Here is a 25558-nt window from a genome sequence, read left to right as displayed (position 1 = left end):
GTCATTTCCATTGTACTTGAAAACGCTCTATCAGAAAAGAGTAAACTACTACTTGTTAAAAATATTCCATAAATTCAGTTTATTGTTTTTTATTGTCATATAGCTTATTATTTCGATAATTATTAACGTTTCTCATCATATTTTTCGCTTTTCTACATATATTTTTGTATAGAATAAACAAAATTAATCGAAAAATCGAAAACTGAGCATTTGCAAATCAAAAGACAATTCTGTAAAATAAATTACAAGAAATTGTAATCGTTGCCGATAGCTAAATTTTAACAAAAATTAACAAAATAAAAAAGTTTACTTCACAAAGGTGAAGTAAACTTAAAAAATAACCTATTCTAAGAAATCCTTAAGACGCTTACTACGACTTGGATGTCTTAATTTGCGAAGTGCTTTTGCTTCAATTTGACGGATACGCTCTCTCGTTACGCCGAATACTTTCCCAACTTCTTCAAGCGTACGAGTTCGTCCATCATCTAAACCGAAACGAAGACGCAGAACATTTTCTTCACGATCTGTTAGTGTATCTAACACATCTTCTAATTGTTCTTTTAGCAATTCATAGGCTGCATGGTCCGCAGGCGATGTTGCTTCTTGGTCTTCAATAAAGTCACCTAAATGGGAGTCATCTTCTTCACCAATTGGTGTTTCAAGAGAAACTGGCTCCTGTGCAATTTTTAAGATTTCACGTACTTTTTCTGGAGCAAGATCCATTTCTTCACCAATCTCTTCAGGAGACGGTTCGCGACCTAAATCTTGTAATAATTGACGTTGTACACGAATTAACTTATTAATCGTTTCAACCATATGAACTGGAATACGAATTGTTCGCGCTTGGTCTGCAATGGCACGTGTAATAGCTTGGCGAATCCACCAAGTTGCATACGTACTAAATTTGAAACCTTTACGATAATCGAACTTTTCAACAGCTTTAATTAGACCCATATTACCTTCTTGAATTAAGTCTAAGAAAAGCATACCACGGCCTACGTAGCGCTTTGCAATACTTACTACAAGACGTAAGTTTGCTTCTGCAAGACGACGTTTCGCTTCTTCATCGCCTTCTTCAATACGCGTTGCAAGTCGAATTTCTTCTTCTGCAGATAGTAAGTCTACACGACCAATTTCTTTTAAATACATGCGAACAGGATCGTTGATTTTAACCCCAGGTGGTACACTTAAATCATTGAGGTCAAACTCTTCTTCTGTTTTTGTAATTTGGCGATTATTAGGGCCTTCTTCGTTGTCATTATCACCAACTAAGTCAATGCCTTGTTCACCTAAATATTCATAGTATTCATCCATTTGATCGGATTCAATTTCAAATCCATTCATGCGTTCTGCAATCTCTTCATATGTAAGAACGCCACGTTTTTTTCCGAGCTCAGTGAGTTGCTCTTTCACTTGCTCAAGGGTCATTTCAGTTTCAATTTGTTTAGAACGAGCTGGTTTGTCAGCCATCTGTTCCCCTCCTTACGCGAGATACAAACATTCATTATACTAAAACTTTATCAAAAAAGCTATTTTCTCGCTTTTTGATTTTGTAAATATGCTACATAATATTTAGCAGCCTCTACAGGATCTGTTTTTTCCATTTGTTTCACTTTAAAGATGATCTCCATCTTTTCAAGTTTTTCCTGATGCCGTCTAAGCGTCTCCAAATGGCCTTGCAACACTTCTTCTGTGTATTCTGGATTAATAAATTCATCCGTCGAAATATCAGTGATAATATTTTTCAACTTTTCATCAGAGAGCCAACTTAAAAATGTTCCGACTGAAGGTTCATTTCCCTTTTCATAATATGCGTATAGTTCATATAAAATCCCTTTATGTTCTTCTGTATGAAAATCTTCTATATGGGATTCCATACGAACAGCTACTTCTGCACTTTGCAACATATGGTAAATAATTTCTCTTTCCGCTCTTTCAAAACCTGTTAACTTCGGTTTTGTTTGAACGACTTGAGACGGTTTAGCAACCTGCTTTATTTGTTTTTGCTGTACCTTTTGTTCTTTGCGATATTGGTGCAATTGATTCAAAAGTGTTTCCATTGAATACGAAAATTCTTGCGATAATGACTTCAAATATGACTCTGCCTGCATCGCATCTTGTAACAACGATAACTCTTTTAAAACACTTTTCACATATTCTTCTTTGCCAGACTCATCTTGCAAATTTTTCCCTAAACGCAAATAATTTATTTTAAAACCAACAAAACTCACACTTGATTTCACAAGATTTTCAAAAGCGGTAGTCCCATATTGTTGCACATATTCATCAGGATCAAGCTTATCTGGCAAGGATGTGACTTTCACTTGGCAACCAACTTTTAGCAATAATTGCCCTGCTTTCATCGTCGCTTCTCGCCCTGCTTTATCACCATCATAGCAAAGAACAACAGTTTCAACGTTACGTCGCAGAAGTTTTGCTTGTTCTTCAGTTAAAGCCGTTCCCATTGTCGCAACGGCTTCTTCCACGCCACTTTTTACCGCAGCTAGTACATCGGCATATCCTTCAAAAAGAACCACTTGCCCACGCTTTCTAATAAACGGTCTTGCTTGGTGGAAGTTATACAACAATTTACTTTTGTGAAAAATCGGCGTTTCCGGGCTATTTAAATATTTTGGAGTGTCATCTCCTAACGCCCTTCCACTAAACGCTATCACCTTACCTTGTAACGTATAGATCGGGAACATAACTCTTCCACGGAAGCGATCGTAATGACTACCATCCTTCTCACTTCTTATTAGAAGGCCAGCTTGTTCCATACTAGACAGCGATAAACCTCTTTTTTGTAAAATTTTCGTCGCTGCATCCCAAGCAGGTGATGCATAACCAATTTCAAACTTCTCAATCATCTCTTTCGTAATACCACGGTTTAATAAATATGAAAGTGCTTCATTTCCCTCTTCCGTATTTACTAATAAATGATGATAATACTTTTTCAATAATTCATGAGCTTGTTGCATGATGACAGTGTCATCAGATATGTCTTCTTGTTGTCCTTGCCCTGATGTGTACTCCGCAACCGCAATTCCATTTCTTTCGCCTAGCTTTTGAACAGCCTCGGTAAAAGCCAGTCCTTCCATTTTCATTAGAAATGAAAATACATTTCCGCCTTCTCCACATCCGAAGCAATGAAAAATTTGCTTATCAGATGAAACAGAGAATGAAGGAGAATTCTCACCATGAAATGGACAAAGGCCGAAATAGTTACGCCCCTGTTTTCTAAGTTGAACGTATTCACCAATTACTTCTACAATATCGGATGATGTCCGAATCTGTTCAACAACTTCTTCGGGAATTCTGTTCCCCATAACTCCATCTCCGTGTCGTATTTTGTATTCGATATAAATTAAAAAATTCCTTTATAATTCGACAATATTTTTCTAAACTTGTTAGAAAGTGTTGCCGATTACATGGTATAAACGGTTTTGAACCTTTCCTATAGGTCCTTTATCTGCATAAATCGCAGATACATACCTGCTATATAAAATTGTATACATTTGCTCATCTGTTACAAATGTACCTCTTAGAAACAATACATATACACCTTTTTACAAGAACAGTAGCAAGTCACATATACTGTTTGATCTTGAGATCTGTAGCTTTTTCATGTTGATCCATATAACAATCAACTCCATTTTGTTCAGTATCTACAAAGATCCAATTGCCTTGCTATTTCCTTAAAGGATGAGCATATGATGCGACAAACAAAATTCCGACATGAAATTCCGCTCCAACTTGCACAATTTCATTCTTCACGGGACATGCATCTATACCAACTAATATGTTGTTGATGTTTTGCATATTTCTGTATTCTACATCCCTTCTGTGAATCCTTCCATAATGTGCGTTTTCTTGTATAGATTTTGTCGATTTAACGTAATTACATGTCTTTTTCGTAAATCCTATCCCTAGTTTATTCTGAAAAATTAAAGTCTAAACGTAAAATATAGGTTTTTATCACAATTTTTTATTATAATATATTTTCTTCAACTACGCTACATATCCCTTTATTTTTTCATCTTACATTTCAGGATGACAAACTCACACCTTGAATATACTAAAAGACAAAGGAGTATAAGTATAACCATTACACTACAATCTATTACAAAATCCATAGATATCATATTTCACCAGAGCGAAAAAAGCACATTCACCTTTGGTAAATGTGCTAAAACATTTTTTGGTTTTGCACTGCATTCACAATAATATTTGCTGTTTCTTCAATCGCTTTATTAGATACATCGATTACTTGGCAATTTATTTTACTAATTACTTCCTCAAAGTGATCAATTTCTTCTTGAATACGATTAATATTTGCATACGTTGCTCCATCACTTAATCCAAGTGATTTTAATCGTTCTTTTCGAATATGATTTAACTTATCTGGCGTAATTTTCAAACCGAAACATTTTTCTTTTGCCACTTGATATAGTTCTTCAGGTGGGTCAACTTCTGGTACGAGTGGTACATTCGCAACTTTCAAGCGTTTGTTATGAGCTAAATATTGAGAAAGTGGTGTTTTTGATGTACGCGAAACACCAATCAACACGATATCTGCTTTTAAAATACCTCTTGCATCTCTGCCGTCATCATACTTCACAGCAAACTCAATCGCTTCAATTTTTTTAAAGTATTCTTCATCTAACCTACGGACAACACCTGGCTCATACCTCGGCACTTGCCCCGTAATTTCTTCAATTTGATCAATAAGAGGGCCGATAATATCGTATGCCTCTACCCCTTCTCTTGCAGCCTCCGTCACTAAATACTGGCGCATATCAGGCTTAACTAACGTAAAACATATAAGTGCTTGATTACTCTTAGCAATCGAAATCACTTCTTTTAATGTCCCTGTATCTTCTACATACGGTACACGTCTAATATCAGGAGCAAACGGGAATTGCCCCATTGCTGCTCGAACAACCAAATCAGCCGTTTCCCCTACAGAGTCAGATACGACATATACGATTTTATTATCCATTACATTACCTCACTTTAAACAAATTACACTTATTCGTTATTTACTAAATTTACAAACGCACGTGTAATATTTGTTTTTGTAATTCGCCCAATCACTTCTAAACCTTGTTTCGTATCTTTTACAACTGGCATTGCATCAATCTGTCTTTCTATTAATTCCATCGCAATATCATATAAAGAATCCTCTCTACGACACATCGCAATGTTTGGCATCCTTGTCATGATAATATTAACCGGAAGAGAGGTTAAATCCTGCTTTCCTAAGCTCGCTCTTAATAAATCTTTACGAGACACAACCCCAACTAATAGAGTCATCTGATCTACAACGAACAATGTACCAACGTCCTCTAAAAACATCGTACAAATTGCATCGTATACGGAAACATTTTTATCAATTACAACCGGTCTAGATTGATAATCTTGTACTTTAATTTTCTTAACAGCTTCAGATAATAGCTGTCCCCCAGTTTTACCCGTATAAAAATAACCTACACGTGGACGTGCTTCTAAATAACCAGCCATCGTTAAAATTGCTAAGTCTGGTCTTAGCGTCGCACGTGTTAGACCCAATTGCGCTGCAATTGATTCCCCTGTAATAGGACCGTGATCTTTTACAATCTGAATGATATGTTCTTGCCGTTTATTCAGCTCTATGATAATCACCACCTTTAATGCACAACGAAAAAAGTTATACTATCTCTTAAATATTATATACTAAATATGCTATTCGAAAAAGAAAGTATGTAAAAAGGACCGTATACGGCCCAAAATTATATTTGAAACTTATCAAGTTGTTCTAAGAAACGTCTTGATTTCAAATAAATTCCGCAATATTCATCATAATATGTATTCAATACTAAACGCATTTGTTTTTTTGTGCTATCCTTTACCGATACATTTCCGAGCCTATGTAAATCGAAATGGAAGAAAAGACGTAATAATTTATGAACAGCTTCTCCTACCGGTATACGATATGGGTCTTGCTCTGCATGACGTGAGCACAGAAAACCGCCTTCCCTGACGGAGAAGGCGACAAAGTCTGTTTCTTGATGACAAATCGCACATGTATCAAAGTACGGGCGCATCCCTAATACCGGAAGCATTTTCGTTTGATAAATTAATGATAATACTTCTGAATCAACACCCTCACACATATAATGCAACGTTTGATATAACATTTCAAATAAATACGGATTATGTTTTTTATCTTCTGTTGCTTTATCAGTTAACTCAACAATAAATGATGCATAAGCAGTTAAAAATATATCCTCGCGAATTTCTTTCATAGTTGAAATAATCTCGCCTTGTTGCAATGTTCCAAGCCCTGATCCCATTTGAATAAGAAAATGGCCATGTGTCATTAATTGCGACACAGATGCTAACCGGCTTTTCGGTTTTTTTGCCCCTCTTGCCATTGCACTTATCTTACCAAGTTCTCTTGAGAATATTGTAACAATCTTGTTCGTTTCTCCGTAATCTGTCGTACGGATAACGATGCCCTCAACTTTTTGAAACATGTTCGTCACCATCCAAGGTTTGAACAAAACGGGTCAAGAAATTGGAGAGTCTAGATGTGCTAGCTCCTCTTCATGTTGATCCATCTCATCGTTTACGTCTTTTTCCATTTCTTTCAAAAGCAAGTACGTTTCAATGCTTCCTGTTTTGGAGAAAAACTTCCAGGTAAAATCTAGCATAAGAATCCACCTTTCTCAATAAGCGTAGCCTATAAACCAATTTCCTTTGTTGTTATTAAATTGACCCATTTTGTCCATTTTCATGTGAGAAAAATTTTTCCTAATTTATCAAAGTTCATAAAAACCAATAATCAGCGGATGAACAAACCATCCACTGATTACAGCTTTACTATATTTTAATACTCGTCTTCACGGAAACCAAGGTCTCGAAGCTGTGACAGCTTGTTACGCCAATCTTTTTGCACTTTTACCCAGACTTCTAAAAATACTTTAGAACCAAGTAGCGCTTCAATATCAAAACGAGCTCGCTTACCAACTTCTTTTAACATTTTCCCTTGTTTTCCGATGATGATTCCTTTTTGCGATGCACGTTCAACAACAATCGTTGCATTTATATAAACTGCGCCGCCCTCACGCTTTTGAATCGCATCGATAACAACAGCCACAGAATGCGGCACTTCTTCACGTGTTAAATGTAGTACTTTCTCACGAATAAGCTCCGCAATAATAAATCTCTCCGGATGATCCGTTACTTGATTATCTGGATAGTATTGTGGTCCTTCTGGTAAATACTTTTTAATTGTTCCAATTAAAGCATCCACATTATTACCGTCTAACGCAGAAATTGGTACAATCTCTGCAAACTCATGTAGTTTACGATATTGATCAATTAACTCTAGTAATTGTTCTGGATGAAGTTGGTCAATTTTATTAATTACTAAAAATACTGGTTGTTTCGTTTCTTTTAATTTCTCAATGATGAATTCCTCACCACGACCAAATCCTTCAACTGCATTGACCATAAACAGAACAATATCAACTTCTTTCAATGTCGTTTGAGCCATCTTTACCATGAAGTCGCCTAATTTATGTTTAGGTTTATGTATTCCTGGTGTATCAATGAAAATAACTTGTGAATCATTTTCTGTATATACACCTTGAATTTTATTACGAGTCGTTTGTGGCTTATCACTCATAATAGCAATTTTCTGGCCGATAATACGGTTTAAAAATGTAGATTTTCCAACATTCGGTCTGCCAATAATAGAGACAAAACCTGATTTATAACCTTTTCTATTCATGTAAATCCTCCGCTAAAAATGCTCCTGGTAACAATTCTCCGACTATCGTCTCTTGAACGTCACCATGTAAATTTGATAAGTATACTTTCGTATCCTGTTTACATAATTCTACCATAACTTGTCGACATGCTCCACAAGGAGGTACTGGACGCTTTGTATCTGCTACAACCGCAATGGCTACAAATTCTTTATCTCCTTCAGAAACCGCCTTAAATAAAGCTGTTCTTTCAGCACAATTACATAAGCCATATGATGCATTCTCAACATTACATCCACGATATACTTTTCCATCGCTCGTTAATAATGCTGCACCTACTTGAAATTTAGAATATGGTACGTACGCTTGTTTACGCGCTTCGATTGCTTCTAAAATTAATTGTTTACTATTCATATTCCCGCATCCTTCCTGTTCACAGCTATGAAGAGATACACTCTCTCATTAAAGGCCCTTACGGCACTTCCAAAGCTTAATAAAAGCTTCGGAATGCAACTATACCATATACGGTAAAAAGATAATAGCACCAATTATAACAGCTATAATTGCAAACAATAAAACCGCTCCTGCTGCAACATCCTTTGCAATTTTTGCAAACGGATGAATATCAGCAGTCGCTAAATCTACTGTTTTTTCTATAGCCGTATTTACCATTTCTAAACTCATTACACTCCCTATTACAATAAGTAATATCATCCACTCTATTTTCGTAATATGGAAATAAAAGCCGCAGCATATAACAATGACTGCGGCTAAATAATGAATTTTCATATTTCGTTCATGACGAAGACAAAAGAACATACCAGCTATAGCATATCCAAAACTATCTATAAGTTTTCCTTTTTTCATCGTCCTAATCCAAAAGCTTCTAAAATTTCTTTTTGTCTTCCGAACATTTCTTTTTCTTCTTCTTCTGTCATGTGATCATAACCAAGCAAATGTAAAAAGCCATGTAACGCCAAAAATCCAAGTTCACGATCGAAAGAATGGCCGTACTCTTCAGCCTGCTCTTTCGCCCTTGGAATAGAGATAATAAGATCACCTAACATGCGCGGCATCTCTGCACCAACAATCTCCATTTCCCCTTCTCCCATCTCTTCCATGGCAAAGGATATTACATCTGTAGGTTGATCTTTATCTCGGTAATCACGATTAATTTCTCTAATGCGCTCATTATCTACAAATGTCACCGATACCTCCGCGCCATCCTCGATATTTTCCATTTGAGCTGCCTTTTCTAACACTTCACGAATTAAACTCATATACGCTTCTTTTACTTCTTCTGTTTCATCAATAAAATCAATTAACAAACTCATTCTTTCTCCTTTTCTTCCGGAATTTCCGGATATGTAATACGCGAATGGAAAATACCATTTAACGTTTCACATAACGTTTTCCCAACGATTTGTAGTTCCTTAAACGTCAAATCACATTCACTAAATTGACCGTCTTGCAATCGATCTTTAATAATGCTTTGCACTAAATTATTAATTTGTTCTGGCGTTGGGTGATTCATAGAACGTACCGCAGCTTCTACACTATCAGCAATACCAACAATTGCCGATTCCTTCGAAGTTGCTTTTGAACCCGGATAACGGAACATCTCTTCTGTATATTTTTCTTTATCTTCTTTAATCGCTTTATAATAAAAATATTTCAGTAACGTTGTACCGTGATGTTGCCCAGCGATATCAATAATTTCTTGTGGAATATGATATTCTTCGAGCATTCTTACTCCATCCGTTACGTGAGCAATTATAATATCTTTACTCGTTACAGGATCTAATTTATCATGCGGGTTTTCAATCCCCATTTGGTTTTCAATAAAGAATTGTGGTTGTACTGTTTTTCCTACATCATGATAATATGCCCCTACACGCGCTAATACACCATTTGCCCCGACTGCTTCGCAAGCAGCTTCAGAAAGATTCGCTACCATTACACTATGATGATATGTCCCTGGCGCTTCTAACAAAATTCTGCGTAAAAGCGGATGGTTTGGACTTGATAGTTCCATAAGCTTCATACTTGATACGATTCCAAGTCCACTTTCTAAATATGGTAAAATCCCCATAGCCAAAACGGATGATATAATCCCTGAAAGTGAAGCCATTAATAATTGCGTACCAATTTCAAGAGGCGAAAAATTCCCATTACGTAATAATAAGAGCGCCGCCAATACGACTACATTTAATACAGAAACGAGTATACCAGCTTGTAAAATCATTGTACGACGATTTTTTTCTCTCAAGAAAATACTAACCGATAATGAACTTAACAATACGTAAATCCCTACACTATAATTTAATGTACTCGTTACTCCTTCATTAAACATAATACTTCCGCATACAGAAAAAATCATACTCGTTAAAAAGACAAATCGATCACCAATCATTAATTTCACAAGTATTGTTCCCATCGCAACCGGGACAACATATGCAATCCCTGCATATTCAAGTTTTTGAAACAAACTAATGATTTTCATTAAAACGATTGTGATAGACAAAATTGTGATATACGCTAAAACATACGGTCTATCTTCTCTTTTTCTCTTTAAAAATAATTCAAATTGTTTATGCATAAAGTATAGTAACACACCAATGAGTACCGCTAATCCAACATAAGGTTGAAAACCGTTCCCTTTTTCTAACAAGCCAACTAATTTCAACTGATTATACACATCACTTGAAATTGTCTCACCTTCTCTAACGAGAACTTGTCCTTGAAGAATATAAACAGGTGGAACTAAATCTTCCTCTGCTTTTCTCTTCTCTTTTGTTAAGATCGGGTCATAAAAATAATTCGCTGAAATTGCATATCTTCCTAGCGCCTTAATTGACTCTTTTAAACCATTATCAACATTAACACTATTCATCTCACTTACATATCGTTCTTTCGCATCTTTCAATTCGTCCATTTTAATGTGCTCAGTCATGATACTATTAATCGCTGTGACCGCAGCATCTTTCGCTAATACTAATTGGCTCGAATCTGCATTAATCAAATTTAGTAAGTTTGAATCAGATAATTCTTTCGTTAAGTCAGCGGGTAGTTTCTTTTTTAACTTGTCCACTTTCTCAGCATCAGTCATCTTTTTTTGATCATCCGGTCCAACAGCTTTAATCTCTTGCACCACTTCATCCACTTTAGCAAAGACGTCATTCACAATATCAACTTTATTTTGTTTATACTCACTTTTATATGTATATTGATCTTCAACTTTTGTAGAGGCTTCTTTTTTCTTTTTATCCGTTGTAACTTTATCTTCAATTTTTATAGGAGAATGGATTGTCTTTTTCGCAATAGAATACATGTTAACATCTAATTGCTCTGGTTTTACATTATTCATAAGCGCAAAAAACAGCACTGCTCCTAATACAACGTAAGAAATCCAACTTAGTTTTTTCGAATGTTGTAAATTACGAAACCACTTAGAAATTTCTTGAGATCTTGACATGATTTCAATACCTTCTCCTCTCCAGAAATAAAGTGAAACTATTTATAGCTTTCATTTCTTCTACCCAACGATACTTTGAGGTAACATTTTATACACCAGTACCTATAGTTTATTTTCCTTATCTTTCATGATAGTAAAAAATATGCCGTTCGCCAACCTTATCATACAAAAAGAAATGATCCTGACAAATAGGATCATTCCATTTTATCATATGCCTCAATAATACGTTGCACCAATGGATGTCTGACAACGTCTGTTTGTTCTAATGTAATAAATGACAGACCTGATACACCAGATAAAATATTAGCAGCTATAGATAGCCCTGATTTTACCCCTTTTGGCAAGTCTACTTGTGAAGGGTCGCCTGTAATAACCATTTTAGAACTAAAACCTAATCTTGTTAAAAACATTTTTATTTGAGCACCCGTTGTATTTTGAGCCTCATCTAAAATAACAAATGAATCATCAAGCGTACGCCCCCTCATATAAGCAAGCGGCGCGATTTCAATTACTCCTCGTTCCATCATACGCTGCGTATATTCTTGTCCAAGAATATCATGTAAGGCATCATATAATGGGCGTAAGTATGGATCTACCTTCTCTTTCAAATCCCCTGGTAAAAAACCTAAATTTTCTCCAGCTTCTACAGCAGGTCTTGTTAGAATGATTTTCTTTACATATCCTTGTTTTAAAGCTCTCACAGCCATTACTACGGCTAAGTATGTTTTTCCAGTTCCTGCAGGCCCTATCCCAAAGACAATATCATTCTTCTTCATTGCATGAATATATCGTCTTTGCCCCATTGTTTTTACACGAATGGATTTACCTTTTGCAGTCTTGAAAATTTCTTCTTCATATAACTCTTCAAATTGAGCAACTTCCCCTTGTTGTGCGAGCTGAATTGCATACGCAACATCTCTCTCTGAAATTGATATACTTTTACGAATTACAACAAGTAATTGCTGTAAGATTTTTTCTACGAGTGTCACCGTTTCAACTGCCCCAGATACATGAACAGTTTCTCCTCTAGTTACGATCGATACATTCAGTTCTCGTTCAATTACTTTTAAATGCGCATCATTGACTCCAAAAAGAGCGATTGCTTCGTTAGTATTTTCCAATTGTTGGTTCATTTCTACTAATTGTTCTGCCATTACTCAGTCTCCTTGAATATCGGATTCGGATATTGGTTGTGGCTCTGCAATATTTTCAATCACAGTATAATGCAATGTGACTTTTAGTTGATCCGCCTCAACCTCTTTACTCAAAATCTTATCACTTACAATCATAGCATGTTCATCCAATTTTTTCTTTAGTTCTTTTTCGGCCATCTCTTTCGCTACTTTCAGCGCTTGCTTTTCTGTATATTCTCGGTTCGCTTCTTCCTCTTCTCTCACAACATCTTTTTCATATGCAATCGGCAGTGTAAAACCAAATAATTTCACATCATGCTTTACGCTTTCAGTACGAGAGCGTTTATACTTATCATGTTGAAATCCCCATATTTTTATTTTCGTACCCCCAAATTTAAGAAAATGTTCATTGTATACATTACCAGTATACACTTGGAATTGCGTCTTTAACGGGACATCCACCTTAGATGTATACCACGTTTCGCCATACACAATACCTTTCGCTGAAACAATCGTTGGACTTTCCTCATTACCATATATTCCCGATACGAGAATCTGCCCTTTTTCTACATGATCATTTTTCAGTACAACCGGCTTTCCAACTTCTACAAACGTTTTTGTAATAATCGCTTCTTTTTTTGCTACTAAATTTTGCGGCATTTGTTCCTTTTCTTTTTTCGGTTCGTTTTTTTCAACAATTTTAAAATGATACGTCGTTCCTCTTACTTCTAATCCCGCCCAAGTAATGGCATTAATATTATCTGTCAAATGGCGTTGTACATCTTCTACATTCGGCATTTGAAACTGTAGTTTTCCTTTTTTAATACCCATTTTATCCAATTCTTTCATCAATATATATTCTGTTTCAGGTTTTGCTCCTGTAATTTCAATTTTCCAAACCATATTGGACATTGCAATCACGCCAAAAAAGAAAATTAAAAACCCAATTAAAAATCCACTGTTTTTAATTAAACGCTTATTCCAAAAAGGAAAACCATAACGTCCAATAAAATATAATTTACATTCATTTTTTCTATAAATTGGTTTTATTTTTTTCACATCGCGTAACAACATACAAAAAACTAACGTTTCATCAGCTATCTTCTTAACATCCCAAACTAATAAATTCCTCCGTACACATTCATTAACAAACCGTTCCGCTCCTCTACCTTCAATTCGCACTTTTACATATCCAAGCCACTTTATAAACCATTTATTTTTCATTTACCACCTTCACTACCTTTCTAAAAGTAGATTTGAAGCATTAAAATAGCTCGTACTAAAATGAAACAAAGTAAAGCTGTAATCGATCTCTATCAACGAAACTTTTACAGGATAAAGAAGAAAAACTTCACTAATGGAAGTTTCACTTCAATCACCTTTTTTTTCATTTTCTAAAAATGTTACTTGCTCAATTATCCCTTCGAGCAAAAGCTCTTCTGGAAGAATCGTTTTAATAACAAAGGATTGTCCTTTAATTAGTAATTGACCGTGTTTTAAAAGCAATCGCACTTCTTTATCTGAAAACACTAATAGTCCCCGATGATTTTCTATATAAATATGTATTTGCCCAACAAGAGTAATCCGAGGTAGATCCATTAATACATCCACTGGTAGGTCTACTTGTTTTGTTAACCAATTTTTCATTTGTTCTAATTTCTTCATCTCGAAAGACCCCCCTCTCATCCCATATATGTATTTCTTCACAAGTGCCTATCGTGTTATAACGACTTCACTAACATAACTATATTCTGTAAGAGTTCATATCATGTTAATAAAACAGTCGCTATATGAAATCATATTTATCGGGACAATGATGGATCAGAGGATGTGATCCTTAATAATAGAAGTATTAATACAAGAATATGCGCCCCTAGGGGATATCAGTACAAGTTGCATGAAGAAATTGAGCCTAGTGAGAAGTTAGAAACTTGAAAAACCCTGTTACAATTTGTTCTGGGCGTGACATACTGACCATAGAATAAGTAGTTGTCATTCATTAGACAAATGAAATAAAATTCGAAAAAGAAATTGCTCCACTCTAAATTTTACGTTGTAAGTAAGAATACTTTATAGGTAGTTGTTATATGAATTTCAAAAAATATTAGGATTCACTAAAAAACAAAAAAATGAATTAATAAGCGAGGAAATACGAAAGGAAATTGGATTTAGTCAAGAAATTTTGAATGTTATAAAACAAGTCACTGACAGTAGCATCTAGCCCTTCTATGCAACTGATTCAAAATCTAAAATAGCTGGAGTCTCTGTCGTTACCTTTGAAGATTATGCTGAACAGCAAGAGTTATAAAACTTCAATCTGAGCTTCAGCCCCCCATACTTAGCTTTTATTTGTGAAAGAAGTTTTAGTCAAGGAAGTAAGAGTAAGTGTAGCATTGGAAGTATACAAGGAAATGGCCAATTTGATATCCTTGCAATCCAACCAACAAATGGCGTTAATTACGAAGTTAGCAATAAAGATGTTATTTTTAAACTAAGAAAATGGAATGATCGCTATCCTTTTATCATAATCAGTGCAGATTATGACTGGGTTGATACCATTTTTAGCGTGTTACCTACAGACGCCGAAATGCAATCTTTCGCGCAAGAAATGTATGAATTTTGTCCAGATATAGTGGAACAAGGAACAGAAAGCATTGAGGAGTTAGTCGAAGAAATTAAGAAAACGAAAAAGCTTTTTTTATGGTGGGATTAATCATAACTAAGGCCGTTACCCTTTTTTACATACCAGAGGCGTTTCTATCACTTACAGAAACGCTTTTTAAGCAATATAGCGTTTTTCCTTAATAAGAACAATAAAAAAACGTCTCATACGAAATGAGACGTTTTTTTATGCTAATAGCTGGATAACCAACTTATTCACAAGTGATCCGTCTGTTTTACCTTTTACTTTCGGCATAACAGCAGTCATCACCTTACCCATATCTGCTTTAGAAGTCGCACCAACTTCAGAAATAACTTGTTTGATTACATCAACTAGTTCTTCTTCAGTTAATTGCTCTGGCAAATATGCGCTTAAAATCTGAATTTCACTTTGCAGTTTATTAACAAGGTCTTCACGACCAGCTTTTTTAAATTCAAGGAGGGAGTCCTTATACTGTTTTACTTCACGAGCTAAAACTGTTACTTCCTCTTCTTCAGTAAGAGTATGTTGCAGTTTAATACCTTCATTTTGTAAAGCAGCCTTAACCATACGAATAACGGTTAATTTTTCTTTTTGTTTATTCTTCATCGCTTGTTTCATATCATCGTTTAAACGACCGAGAAGACTCATAACTTACACCCTCTCTTAGAATTTACGCTTTCTTGCCGCTTCAGATTTCTTCTTACGTTTTACACTTGGTTTTTCATAAAACTCGCGCTTTCTTGCTTCAGCAAGTGTACCAGTTTTAGAAACCGATCTTTTAAAACGGCGAAGTGCATCCTCCAAAGACTCGTTTTTACGAACGACTGTTTTTGACATTCTCTTTCCCTCCCTCCGAAACATCACACTTACATACTAACTTCAGCATGCAAAAAGAAACACTTCTTCAGCATGTCTTTTACGATTATAATACATTTTATCACTTCAGGTCAACTATTTGGCAGAATAAAAGAAGAATAGAAGCATTTCCTTTTCAAAAGTTATACAAATATCTAGTATCCTTCTTTTATGAAGACAACTATATTTTTATCATTTCAACTTTTTTCATACAGGGATGCACGAAACGCCTCCACACCTTCTAGTTCTTAACCGCTTCAAATAAAGAAAGCATGCAAACCATTTCCGGTTGCACGCTCTTTTTTATGCGCTTGCTGATTCTTTTTTCACATCATCTTCAAGAACACGAACAAATTGCGCTTCGTTATATGGATAGCCAGCTTTCGTAATTTTCACTTTCACTAGCTTACCAATTAATTCTTCTGATCCTTCAAATACAATTTTCAAGTAGTTATCTGTATACCCTACATATAACCCTTCACGGTCGCCGTCTTTAAATTGCTCTTCTGGAATGATTTCAAGCACTTCACCTTCAAACGCTGATGCATATTCTTTCGCTAATTGATTAGATAGCTCAATTAAACGATGAACACGATCGTTCTTCACATCTTCAGGAACTTGATCTTCCATGCGTGCTGCAGGTGTTCCTGTACGTTTTGAATAAGGGAACACGTGTAACTCAGAGAAGCGGTTCTCTTTAATGAAATTGTATGTTTCCATGAATTCTTCTTCTGTTTCACCTGGGAAACCAACGATTACGTCAGATGTAATCGCAAGGCCTGGTAACGCTTCTTTCAAACGATCTAAACGCTCTTGGAAGAATTCCATCGTATATTTACGACGCATACGTTTTAATACAGTATTAGAACCAGATTGCAACGGAATATGCAAGTGACGTACAACTACTTCAGATTTATCTAACACTTCAATTACTTCATCTGAAATTTGACTCGCTTCAATAGAAGAAATACGAAGACGTTTTAATCCGCCTACTTCCGCTTCCATATCACGAAGTAATCCAGCTAAGTTATAATCTTTTATATCTTCGCCGTATCCACCTGTATGAATACCGGTTAATACGATTTCTTTATAGCCTGCATCCACTAATTGTTGTGCTTGTTTAATAACCTCTTTTCCATCACGAGAACGCATTAAACCACGCGCCCAAGGAATGATACAGAATGTACAGAAGTTATTGCAACCCTCTTGTATTTTTAAAGACGCACGTGTACGATCCGTGAAATAAGGTACATCAAGTTCTTCGTACACACGTGTTTTCATAATATTGCGGACAGCATTAATTGGTTGACGCTCTTTACGGAATTCTTCGATGTAACCTAACATCTTTTCACGATCCTGTGTACCAACTACAATATCTACACCTGGAATCGCCATAATTTCAGCTGGAGATGTTTGTGCATAACATCCCGTTACGCAAATAACTGCATCTGGATTTTGACGCACAGCACGTCTGATTACTTGACGGCTTTTTTTGTCCCCAGTATTCGTTACTGTACATGTGTTAATAACATAAACATCAGCTTTCTTTTCATATTCTGTTCTTTCATAACCACCTTGTTTAAACAATTGCCAAATGGCTTCTGTTTCATAGTGGTTTACTTTACAACCTAACGTATGGAACGCAACAGTTGACATTGATCATCACCCCATCAATTCAAAATGATACGAAGCAGCACTTAACGCGTATAACGGCGCCGTTTCTGTTCTTAAAATTCTTGGTCCTAAACTACATGGTACAAATTTATGTTCACGAAGCGCTGTAATCTCTTCCTCAGCTAAACCGCCTTCTGGGCCAAATACAATCAATAGCTTTTGACCTGGTTTCATTGTCGTTAAAGCTTTCGCAAAATTAGATTTCTCGCCTTGTTTTGCTTCCTCTTCGTAAGCAACAAGACAAACATCATACTCACCACTCATTGTAAGCAGTTGCTTAAATGATGCCGGAGCATGTACTTCCGGAATTTCACTTCTATGTGATTGTTCCGCAGCTTCTTTCACAATTTTTCTTAAACGCTCAACTTTTTTATCAGCTTTTTTCGCATCCCATTTTACGATAGAGCGAGATGCTTGAAATGGTAAGAATGCAGCTGCCCCAAGCTCAGTTCCTTTTTGAAAAATCAACTCTAGCTTGTCTCCTTTTGGCAGTCCACTTGCAATCGTCACGAAAACAGGAAGTTCACTTGACGCCTCTACCCATTCTACAATAGCCGTATTAATAAATTCACTGGTAATTTCATCAATTGAACATACTGCTGTTTTTCCGTTTACACAGCAATAAATTTGATCGCCAGCTGTCATACGCATTACTCTCGCAATGTGATGTACATCATCACCTACAATGCGAATTTTTGCTTCACTTACATGTTTTTCTTCTACAAAATAACGTTGCATATAATCACCTTAGTAGAGTTTCGTTCCTTTCGTAAGTCAACACTTACGAAAAGAACGAAACATTATCATTTTTCATATAACAAACGGCAAGTCCCTCACCTTATAGTGAGAGACTCCCCTTTTCATTATAGACTAAAATCTATATTACGCATTTCGTGCAATAATTGCTACCCAATCTTCCATTCGTAAAACTTCTTCAATTGTAAATCCAGCTTGTTCTAACGCCTCAGAAATTACTTTTTCCTTCGCAGCAATAATGCCCGATGTAATAAATAATCCACCTGACTTCACAACTCTCGCTGCATCTTCAGGGAATAAAAGAATAATTTCTGCTAATAAGTTAGCTACGATTAAATCAACAGGACCTTCAATACCTTCTAAAAGACTATTTTGCCCAACAGACACGATATCATCTGTTTTATTTAAACGCACATTCATTTCTGCACTTTCAACTGCAACCGGATCTAAATCATATGCTTGAACAGAAGACGCACCTAATTTTGCCGCTGCAATACTAAGCACACCAGAACCTGTTCCTACATCAATGATAGCGTCACCTGGCTGTACTGTTTTTTCTAAAGCACGAATACACATCGTTGTTGTTGGATGAGTTCCTGTACCAAACGCCATACCTGGGTCTAATTCAATGATTTTTTCATCAGGAGAAGATGGTGTATATTCTTCCCACGTCGGTACGATTGTGAATGTATCAGAAATTTGTACTGGATGGTAATATTTTTTCCAAGCAGTAGCCCAATCTTCTTCATTGACTTCGTTAACGGTAATATTTCCAGTACCAATTTCAATGTCGTAAGATGGAAGCACATCAATAGATGATTTTACACCTGCAATCGTTTCATGTAAAGAATCCGTTTGCGGGAAATATGCTTTTATTAATACACCTTCCGCCGGATATTCATCTGGATTCAATGCATAAATTTCACCATATTGTTGCTCGCGCTCTTTCGTTAACTCCGCTGGATCCTCAATCGCAACTCCGCTAGCACCAGCTTCATGTAAAATATGAGAGACAGCTTCTACTGCTTCTTCTGTTGTATGAATACTAATTTCTGACCATTTCACAATTTACCAACTCCATTTTTTATTTCCATTATTCCCCTTTGAAAGCACGTTTAAGCTTTCCGAATAAACTATCATCCTGCTCTTCTTGTCCTGCAAATTCACGTAATAAATCTTTTTGCTGTGAAGTCAATTTCGTCGGTACAACAACACGAACGACTACATATTGATCTCCTTGGCCGTATCCACGTACGTTCGGAGCACCTTTTCCTTTTAAGCGGAATTCTGTTCCAGTTTGTGTTCCTGCTGGAATTTTCAGCTTCACTTTACCATGAACAGTAGGAACTTCCACTTCATCACCAAGCGCCATTTGCGCAAATGTTAATGGCATTTCGCAAATAATGTGATCTCCTTCACGCTCGAAGAATTCATGATTTCTTACATGAACGACAACATATAAGTCTCCTGCTGGTCCGCCATTTACGCCGGCTTCACCTTTTCCAGACACACGAATTTGTTGACCATTATCGATACCCGCTGGAATTTTAACATTGATTTTTTTACGTTTACGAACTTTACCTGAACCGTGACATGTCGTACATTTTTCTTTAATAATTTGTCCAGTTCCTGAACAATGACCACAAGCTTGACGGTTTACGATACGACCAAACGGTGTGTTTTGCTCTACACTCACTTGACCAGAGCCTGAACAATGTTTACATGTTTCTTTTGAAGTTCCTGGTTTTGCTCCACTACCTTTACAAGTATCACATGGATCTTCTACTGGAATTTCCACATTTAATTCCTTACCAAAAATAGCTTCTTCAAAATCTAAAGTGACTTGATATTGTAAGTCAGCACCTTGGCGCGGAGCATTTGGATCACGACGTCTGCCGCCGCCACCGCCAAAGAAAGAACTAAATATATCTTCAAAACCGAAGCCACCGCCGAAGTCTCCTCCGCCGCCAAATCCACCGAATCCTTGATTTGCACCAGCATGACCAAATTGATCGTACTGCGCACGCTTTTGATCATCACTTAACACTTCGTATGCTTCTTGTACTTCTTTAAACTTTTCAATTGCATTTTCTTCTTTGCTTACGTCTGGATGGTATTTTTTAGCCAAACGACGATACGCTTTTTTTATTTCATCTGTTGAAGCGCCCTTGCTAAGTCCAAGGACCTCATAATAGTCTCGTTTACTCATAAATTTACAACCCCCGAATCTTTCACATAAACGTAATTTTAACACCGAAAGAAAGTGCTTTGCAACAAAGTTTCCTCACTTACAGTATGCAAAGCGAAAAACTTAAGATCCTCACACATCACTTCTCATTCGTGAAAAAAGCCAAAGTCAAGGCACGCTTGACTTTGACTTTTTGTCATCTTACTTATTATGTTTACAGTTGAATTACTTGTCTTCTTTTACTTCTTCAAACTCAGCGTCAACTACATTGTCTTTCTTCGTGCCAGCGTCTTGTGCACCTTGCGCACCTTCTGCTTGACCAGCAGCTGCTTGAGCTTGCTCGTATAATTTAACAGTTAATTGTTGTACGATTTCTTGTAAAGCATCTTTTTTCGCACGAATTTCTTCAAGCTCGTTTTTCTCAATTGCAGCTTGTAATGCTTCTTTCGCTTCTGTTGCTTTTGCAACTTCAGCTGCATCTACTTTACCTTCTAAATCTTTTACAACTTTGTCTGTTTGGAATACAAGTTGGTCAGCTTCGTTACGAAGTTCAACTTCTTCCTTACGTTTTTGGTCAGCGTCAGCATTTGCTTCCGCTTCTTGTACCATACGTTCTACTTCTTCATCAGAAAGACCTGAAGAAGATTGGATTGTAATAGCTTGCTCTTTGCTTGTTCCTAAGTCTTTCGCACGTACGTTAACGATACCGTTCGCATCAATATCGAATGTTACTTCGATTTGTGGAATACCACGTGGTGCTGGTGGAAGGTCAGTTAATTGGAAACGACCTAACGTTTTGTTGTCAGCTGACATTGGACGCTCACCTTGTAATACGTGAATGTCTACTGCCGGTTGATTATCAGCAGCTGTCGAGAATACTTGTGACTTACTTGTTGGAATTGTAGTGTTACGCTCGATTAATTTCGTGAACACGCCACCCATAGTTTCAATACCTAAAGAAAGTGGAGTTACGTCTAATAATAGAACGCCTTCTACATCACCAGTAAGTACGCCACCTTGAACTGCAGCACCTAATGCTACAACTTCATCAGGGTTTACACCTTTATATGGCTCTTTACCAGTTTCACGTTTAATAGCTTCTTGTACAGCTGGGATACGAGTAGATCCACCAACAAGAATAACTTTATCTAATTCGCTTGGAGCAAAACCAGCGTCTTTTAATGCACGACGAGTTGGCTCTAATGTTCTTTCAACAAGACCTGCTGAAAGCTCTTCGAATTTCGCTCTTGTTAACGTTAATTCTAGGTGTAATGGACCAGCAGCTCCAGCACTAATGAATGGTAATGAAATTTGAGTTTGTGTTACACCAGAAAGATCTTTTTTCGCTTTTTCAGCTGCATCTTTCAAGCGTTGAAGCGCCATTTTATCTTGGCTTAAATCAATGTTATTTTCTTTTTTGAACTCAGCTACTAAGTGATCGATGATAACTTGGTCAAAGTCATCGCCACCAAGACGGTTGTCACCAGCAGTTGAAATAACTTCGAATGTGCCGTCTGCTAACTCAAGGATAGATACGTCAAATGTACCGCCACCTAAGTCATATACTAAGATTTTTTGTTCTTCGTCTTGTTTTTCTAAACCGTAAGCAAGTGCTGCTGCTGTTGGCTCGTTAATGATACGCTCAACTTCTAAACCAGCGATACGACCAGCATCTTTCGTTGCTTGACGCTCTGCATCGTTGAAGTATGCAGGTACTGTAATAACAGCTTTCGTTACTGTTTCACCTAAGTATGCTTCAGCAGAAGCTTTTAAGTTTTGTAAAATGATTGCAGAAATTTCTTGAGGTGTATAATCTTTACCTTCAACTTCTACTTTGTAGTCTGTACCCATATGACGTTTAACAGACATGATTGTATTTGGGTTTGTAATTGCTTGGCGCTTTGCAACTTCCCCAACTTGACGTTCTTCATTTTTGAAAGCTACAACAGAAGGTGTTGTACGGTTTCCTTCTGGATTTGGGATAACCTTTGGCTCTCCACCTTCCATAACAGCTACACAAGAGTTTGTTGTACCTAAGTCAATACCGATAATTTTACTCATGGCGAATCCTCCTAGTTTTATGTAAATTATTGATTTACTTTTACCATTGATGGGCGAATCACACGGTCTTTTAATTTATAACCTTTTTGGAATTCTTCCACAACCGCGTTTGATTCAAATTCACTATCTTCCACTTGCATAATAGCTTGGTGTTCATTAGGATCAAACTGTTTACCAACAGCTTCAATCACTTCCACACCTTCTTTAGTCAGCGCTTCTAACAATTGACGATGCACCATTTCCATGCCTTGTAACAAGGATTTCGTTTGCTCATCAGTCGCTTCCACTTGCATTGCTCTTTCAAAATTATCAAGAGCTGGCAAGATGTCTGAAACTAGACTTTGTGCTCTATATTTTTCAGCAGCCTGTTTATCCATTTGGACGCGGCGCTTATAATTTTCAAAATCAGCTTGTAGACGTAATGTGCGACCTTCCGTTTCCGTTAGTTTCGCTTGTAACTCATCTACTTTTTCTTGTAAAAGAGCAGCCTCACTTTTTTCTTCTACAGTTTCTTCACTGTTTTCTGGCGTGACAGCTTCTTCAACTTGCGCTTCTTTTACTTCTTCTACCACTTGTTCGTTACGCTCTTCCACAATATTCACCTCCTTAAAAGGTATTAGGTATCATGCATAGCATGATTACCTAAGCATTATATATTACACACAGCAATGAAAATTTCATCACTTGAGCGAATGTATTACTCTCATTTACTTTTTAAGTCCATCTGTAAATTGTCTCGTAAATAACTGTAACAAACTAATTACACGAGAATATTGCATTCTTGTCGGACCTAAAATAGCAATTGTTCCAAGTTGCTCTTCGCCGATCGAATATGTTGCAGAAATTAAACTGCAATCCTCCATAGCCGTCGAAGTGTTTTCCCTACCAATTTTCACTTGAATCCCGACTTGTTTATGACGCAAAATGTCATAAAATTCGGCTTCATTATCAATCATGGTAAGCAAAGATCTAACCTTTTGAATGTCATGGAACTCTGGCTGCGAAAGCATATTTGCTTTTCCTCCAAAGTATATCTTTTCCGATAACGGAACTTGAAATGTACCATCTAACATTTTTATTGCACTATCGTAATTATGAACATACCCACGTAAAACTGTAACAATTTCCTTAAAGATTTTATTATGAAGTTCTTCCATCGGTACGCCAGATAGCTTTTCATTTAAAACATTAACCATTTTTTCTAAATCTGATAAATCAACAGATTCCGGAACGGTAATCGTTTTACTTTGTACATGCCCTGTATCAGTTACAATAATAGCGACTGCAGTTTGACGATCAAGCGGCACAATTTGTACATTTTTAAGTTTATTTGTGCTTAACTTCGGTCCAAGAACAATGGCCGTATAATTCGTAAGTTCTGATAAAATTTGAGCAGATTGCTGTGCAATTTTTTCCGCTTCAAAAATTCTTTCAGCAAATAAATCTTTAATTTGTACAATTTCAGCGTTCGGTAAGTTTTGCGGCGCTAAAAGATGGTCTACATAAAATCGGTAGCCTTTCTCAGAAGGAACACGTCCAGAAGAACTGTGCGTTTTTTCAATAAAACCTAATTCTTCTAAGTCCGCCATTTCATTTCGAATAGTAGCTGAACTAAATGTAATTTCATCTTTTTTAGCCAACGTTCTAGACCCAACAGGCTGCGCTGATCCAATAAAGTCATCAATAATTGTTTGTAAAATTAAGAGCTGACGTTCCGTAAGCATCTCATCATCACCTCTGTTAGCACTCTTTGTCTTTGAGTGCTAAATCTATTAATAACTTACCAAAATTGACATTCAATTGTCAACGGAAACGTCACGAAATAATGAAACTTTTTCACGTTAATGGAACATTTAATTAGTCAATTAAAAATGATTGGAATACTTCATTCCCTAATAATTTTCCTTTTCGCGTTAAACGAACATATCCATCGCTCTCTTCAAGCAATCCTTGTTCTTGGTTGTTTTGTAACTGCTTCGCGAAAACTTGATCCATCTCCATATTAAATTTCTTTTGAAATGCTATTTTAGATACACCTTTTGTTTTTCGAAGTCCTAAGAACAACTCTTCTTCCATCTTTTCTTTCTCCGTCACCACGTGAACATCTAAATACGGAAATCCTGTTTCATCAATTTTATTAAAATATTGCTTCAGCGGACCTACATTTTGAATACGTTCCCCATTCACATAACTATGAGCTCCAGCTCCAAAGCCATAATACTCTTCATTATTCCAGTATGTGAGATTATGTCTACTTTTATTGTCACCTTTTGAGAAATTACTAATTTCATACTGGTTATAACCGTGTTTCTCCATTTCATCCATTACCATTTCATACATTTTCGCTTCATGGTCTTCACCCGGAAGACGCAATTTCCCTTTATTCATTAAGTTATAAAACACTGTTTTAGGTTCCACAATTAATGAATATGCCGAGAAATGTTGTACACCAAGCGTAAAAGCAATGTCTAATGTTTCCTTCACATCTTCTATCGTTTGTCCTGGCAAAGCATAAATAATATCTACATTAATATTTTTAAAGCCTACTTCCTGAGCTTCTCGAATCGCTAGGAATGCATCTTCCCTCGTATGCTTGCGCCCGATTTTCTCAAGCAGTTCATCACGGAACGTTTGCACACCAAAACTAATTCGATTCACTCCACCTTCTAGTAGTACATTCAACTTCTCTTTCGGTAGATCTCCTGGATTCGCTTCAAATGTCAATTCACAATTCGGAGCAAACGGGCGCAAATGACGATTAATAATCTCGAGTAATTTTTTTGTCTGTTCCATATTTAACGCTGTCGGAGTTCCACCGCCCACAAAAATCGTTTTCATACTATCAAACGGAACTCTTTGAACCGTATTTATTATTTCCTTCTCTAAATAATCTAAATATTGATCAACCGGTTGGCGTTCAATAAACACTTTATTAAAATCACAATAGTGACAAATGTGCTGACAAAACGGGATATGAATATATGCAGCTTGTACCAAATATAACTCCTACCTTTCTAAAAA

25 protein-coding genes and 1 pseudogene are annotated in these 25558 nt (G+C 36.4%); 1 reads left to right on the top strand and 25 read right to left on the bottom strand.

Annotated elements, in window-relative coordinates:
• Nucleotides 1-342 precede the first annotated feature (342 nt).
• The 15 genes from rpoD to yqfC form a co-directional block, all read right to left on the bottom strand.
• Nucleotides 343-1470, bottom strand: coding sequence for an RNA polymerase sigma factor RpoD (rpoD, locus tag DN403_RS11990; protein ID WP_000764066.1), 1128 nt, complete (start codon nt 1468-1470; stop codon nt 343-345).
• Nucleotides 1471-1529: 59 nt separating this feature from the next.
• Nucleotides 1530-3326: a DNA primase gene (gene dnaG, locus DN403_RS11985; RefSeq protein ID WP_000528221.1), complete on the bottom strand. Its 1797-nt coding sequence runs from the start codon at nt 3324-3326 to the stop codon at nt 1530-1532.
• Nucleotides 3327-3407: 81 nt separating this feature from the next.
• Complete coding sequence (locus DN403_RS31115) at nt 3408-3551, bottom strand: hypothetical protein (RefSeq protein ID WP_170962302.1); 144 nt, start codon at nt 3549-3551, stop codon at nt 3408-3410.
• 635 nt (nt 3552-4186) lie between these two features.
• Entirely contained in the window at nt 4187-4999 is an 813-nt protein-coding gene (locus DN403_RS11980) for a pyruvate, water dikinase regulatory protein (protein WP_000368949.1), read from the bottom strand.
• Between the two features lie 29 nt (nt 5000-5028).
• The gene (gene ccpN / locus DN403_RS11975; RefSeq protein WP_000583756.1) at nt 5029-5661 is read right to left on the bottom strand and encodes a transcriptional regulator CcpN; all 633 of its coding nucleotides are present in this window, start codon (nt 5659-5661) and stop codon (nt 5029-5031) included.
• A 107-nt stretch (nt 5662-5768) separates the two neighbouring features.
• The gene (gene recO, locus DN403_RS11970; protein WP_000487007.1) at nt 5769-6515 is read right to left on the bottom strand and encodes a DNA repair protein RecO; all 747 of its coding nucleotides are present in this window, start codon (nt 6513-6515) and stop codon (nt 5769-5771) included.
• Between the two features lie 33 nt (nt 6516-6548).
• Nucleotides 6549-6692 carry a YqzL family protein gene (locus DN403_RS11965; protein ID WP_000883924.1) on the bottom strand — a complete coding sequence of 48 codons (144 nt, stop codon included), beginning with the start codon at nt 6690-6692 and terminating at the stop codon, nt 6549-6551.
• A 176-nt stretch (nt 6693-6868) separates the two neighbouring features.
• A complete protein-coding gene (gene era, locus DN403_RS11960) occupies nt 6869-7774 on the bottom strand; it encodes a GTPase Era (protein WP_001080236.1) in 906 nt (301 codons plus the stop codon).
• A complete protein-coding gene (locus tag DN403_RS11955) occupies nt 7767-8165 on the bottom strand; it encodes a cytidine deaminase (RefSeq protein ID WP_149185491.1) in 399 nt (132 codons plus the stop codon). The genes era and DN403_RS11955 overlap by 8 nt, the downstream gene beginning before the upstream one ends.
• Before the next feature lie 99 nt (nt 8166-8264).
• A complete protein-coding gene (locus tag DN403_RS11950) occupies nt 8265-8618 on the bottom strand; it encodes a diacylglycerol kinase family protein (protein WP_000715473.1) in 354 nt (117 codons plus the stop codon).
• Nucleotides 8615-9085, bottom strand: coding sequence for an rRNA maturation RNase YbeY (gene ybeY, locus DN403_RS11945; RefSeq protein WP_000054680.1), 471 nt, complete (start codon nt 9083-9085; stop codon nt 8615-8617). Before ybeY ends, DN403_RS11950 begins: the two co-directional genes overlap by 4 nt.
• Complete coding sequence (locus tag DN403_RS11940; RefSeq protein ID WP_000091515.1) at nt 9082-11226, bottom strand: HD family phosphohydrolase; 2145 nt, start codon at nt 11224-11226, stop codon at nt 9082-9084. Before DN403_RS11940 ends, ybeY begins: the two co-directional genes overlap by 4 nt.
• A 194-nt stretch (nt 11227-11420) precedes the next feature.
• A complete protein-coding gene (locus DN403_RS11935; protein WP_000840517.1) occupies nt 11421-12380 on the bottom strand; it encodes a PhoH family protein in 960 nt (319 codons plus the stop codon).
• Between the two features lie 3 nt (nt 12381-12383).
• Nucleotides 12384-13583: a sporulation protein YqfD gene (gene yqfD / locus DN403_RS11930; RefSeq protein WP_000792496.1), complete on the bottom strand. Its 1200-nt coding sequence runs from the start codon at nt 13581-13583 to the stop codon at nt 12384-12386.
• A gap of 147 nt (nt 13584-13730) precedes the next feature.
• Complete coding sequence (gene yqfC / locus DN403_RS11925; RefSeq protein WP_000732269.1) at nt 13731-14024, bottom strand: sporulation protein YqfC; 294 nt, start codon at nt 14022-14024, stop codon at nt 13731-13733.
• 415 nt (nt 14025-14439) lie between these two features.
• Here yqfC and DN403_RS32185 point away from each other — a divergent pair.
• Nucleotides 14440-15072: pseudogene (locus tag DN403_RS32185) on the top strand (DUF4253 domain-containing protein).
• Nucleotides 15073-15207: 135 nt separating this feature from the next.
• Here DN403_RS32185 and DN403_RS11915 read toward each other — a convergent pair.
• The 10 genes from DN403_RS11915 to hemW form a co-directional block, all read right to left on the bottom strand.
• Nucleotides 15208-15651, bottom strand: coding sequence for a GatB/YqeY domain-containing protein (locus tag DN403_RS11915; RefSeq protein WP_000054582.1), 444 nt, complete (start codon nt 15649-15651; stop codon nt 15208-15210).
• 15 nt (nt 15652-15666) lie between these two features.
• Nucleotides 15667-15840, bottom strand: coding sequence for a 30S ribosomal protein S21 (gene rpsU, locus DN403_RS11910; RefSeq protein ID WP_000048061.1), 174 nt, complete (start codon nt 15838-15840; stop codon nt 15667-15669).
• 321 nt (nt 15841-16161) lie between these two features.
• Nucleotides 16162-17514: a tRNA (N(6)-L-threonylcarbamoyladenosine(37)-C(2))-methylthiotransferase MtaB gene (gene mtaB, locus DN403_RS11905; protein ID WP_000108679.1), complete on the bottom strand. Its 1353-nt coding sequence runs from the start codon at nt 17512-17514 to the stop codon at nt 16162-16164.
• 6 nt (nt 17515-17520) lie between these two features.
• The gene (locus tag DN403_RS11900; protein ID WP_001190142.1) at nt 17521-18270 is read right to left on the bottom strand and encodes a 16S rRNA (uracil(1498)-N(3))-methyltransferase; all 750 of its coding nucleotides are present in this window, start codon (nt 18268-18270) and stop codon (nt 17521-17523) included.
• A 144-nt stretch (nt 18271-18414) separates the two neighbouring features.
• On the bottom strand, nt 18415-19353 hold the full coding sequence (gene prmA / locus DN403_RS11895) for a 50S ribosomal protein L11 methyltransferase (RefSeq protein ID WP_000872098.1): 939 nt from the start codon (nt 19351-19353) through the stop codon (nt 18415-18417).
• Nucleotides 19354-19381: 28 nt separating this feature from the next.
• Complete coding sequence (gene dnaJ / locus DN403_RS11890) at nt 19382-20497, bottom strand: chaperone protein DnaJ (RefSeq protein WP_000043947.1); 1116 nt, start codon at nt 20495-20497, stop codon at nt 19382-19384.
• Nucleotides 20498-20701: 204 nt separating this feature from the next.
• Nucleotides 20702-22537, bottom strand: coding sequence for a chaperone protein DnaK (dnaK, locus tag DN403_RS11885; protein WP_000034701.1), 1836 nt, complete (start codon nt 22535-22537; stop codon nt 20702-20704).
• 26 nt (nt 22538-22563) lie between these two features.
• The gene (gene grpE / locus DN403_RS11880) at nt 22564-23130 is read right to left on the bottom strand and encodes a nucleotide exchange factor GrpE (protein WP_000392711.1); all 567 of its coding nucleotides are present in this window, start codon (nt 23128-23130) and stop codon (nt 22564-22566) included.
• Between the two features lie 114 nt (nt 23131-23244).
• On the bottom strand, nt 23245-24261 hold the full coding sequence (hrcA, locus tag DN403_RS11875; protein ID WP_000954942.1) for a heat-inducible transcriptional repressor HrcA: 1017 nt from the start codon (nt 24259-24261) through the stop codon (nt 23245-23247).
• Nucleotides 24262-24394: 133 nt separating this feature from the next.
• Complete coding sequence (gene hemW / locus DN403_RS11870) at nt 24395-25534, bottom strand: radical SAM family heme chaperone HemW (protein WP_000249440.1); 1140 nt, start codon at nt 25532-25534, stop codon at nt 24395-24397.
• Between the last annotated feature and the right edge of the window lie 24 nt (nt 25535-25558).

Origin of the sequence: Bacillus sp. AY2-1, assembly GCF_008368965.1 — a bacterium.
GTDB lineage: Bacteria > Bacillota > Bacilli > Bacillales > Bacillaceae_G > Bacillus_A > Bacillus_A thuringiensis_S.
The sequence above is the reverse complement of the archived record's forward strand: the minus strand, read 5'-3'. Positions and strand labels throughout refer to the sequence as shown.

Excerpts from the sequence above, each read along its gene's own strand:
- rpoD (WP_000764066.1), bottom strand. The coding sequence starts at position 1,470 with ATGGCTGACAAACCAGCTCGTTCTAAACAAATTGAAACTGAAATGACC.
- dnaG (WP_000528221.1), bottom strand. The coding sequence starts at position 3,326 with ATGGGGAACAGAATTCCCGAAGAAGTTGTTGAACAGATTCGGACATCA.
- DN403_RS11980 (WP_000368949.1), bottom strand. The coding sequence starts at position 4,999 with ATGGATAATAAAATCGTATATGTCGTATCTGACTCTGTAGGGGAAACG.
- recO (WP_000487007.1), bottom strand. The coding sequence starts at position 6,515 with ATGTTTCAAAAAGTTGAGGGCATCGTTATCCGTACGACAGATTACGGA.
- DN403_RS11965 (WP_000883924.1), bottom strand. The coding sequence starts at position 6,692 with ATGCTAGATTTTACCTGGAAGTTTTTCTCCAAAACAGGAAGCATTGAA.
- era (WP_001080236.1), bottom strand. The coding sequence starts at position 7,774 with ATGAATAGAAAAGGTTATAAATCAGGTTTTGTCTCTATTATTGGCAGA.
- DN403_RS11955 (WP_149185491.1), bottom strand. The coding sequence starts at position 8,165 with ATGAATAGTAAACAATTAATTTTAGAAGCAATCGAAGCGCGTAAACAA.
- DN403_RS11950 (WP_000715473.1), bottom strand. The coding sequence starts at position 8,618 with ATGAAAAAAGGAAAACTTATAGATAGTTTTGGATATGCTATAGCTGGT.
- ybeY (WP_000054680.1), bottom strand. The coding sequence starts at position 9,085 with ATGAGTTTGTTAATTGATTTTATTGATGAAACAGAAGAAGTAAAAGAA.
- DN403_RS11940 (WP_000091515.1), bottom strand. The coding sequence starts at position 11,226 with ATGTCAAGATCTCAAGAAATTTCTAAGTGGTTTCGTAATTTACAACAT.
- DN403_RS11935 (WP_000840517.1), bottom strand. The coding sequence starts at position 12,380 with ATGGCAGAACAATTAGTAGAAATGAACCAACAATTGGAAAATACTAAC.
- yqfD (WP_000792496.1), bottom strand. The coding sequence starts at position 13,583 with ATGAAAAATAAATGGTTTATAAAGTGGCTTGGATATGTAAAAGTGCGA.
- yqfC (WP_000732269.1), bottom strand. The coding sequence starts at position 14,024 with ATGAAGAAATTAGAACAAATGAAAAATTGGTTAACAAAACAAGTAGAC.
- DN403_RS11915 (WP_000054582.1), bottom strand. The coding sequence starts at position 15,651 with ATGAGTCTTCTCGGTCGTTTAAACGATGATATGAAACAAGCGATGAAG.
- rpsU (WP_000048061.1), bottom strand. The coding sequence starts at position 15,840 with ATGTCAAAAACAGTCGTTCGTAAAAACGAGTCTTTGGAGGATGCACTT.
- mtaB (WP_000108679.1), bottom strand. The coding sequence starts at position 17,514 with ATGTCAACTGTTGCGTTCCATACGTTAGGTTGTAAAGTAAACCACTAT.
- DN403_RS11900 (WP_001190142.1), bottom strand. The coding sequence starts at position 18,270 with ATGCAACGTTATTTTGTAGAAGAAAAACATGTAAGTGAAGCAAAAATT.
- dnaJ (WP_000043947.1), bottom strand. The coding sequence starts at position 20,497 with ATGAGTAAACGAGACTATTATGAGGTCCTTGGACTTAGCAAGGGCGCT.
- dnaK (WP_000034701.1), bottom strand. The coding sequence starts at position 22,537 with ATGAGTAAAATTATCGGTATTGACTTAGGTACAACAAACTCTTGTGTA.
- hrcA (WP_000954942.1), bottom strand. The coding sequence starts at position 24,261 with ATGCTTACGGAACGTCAGCTCTTAATTTTACAAACAATTATTGATGAC.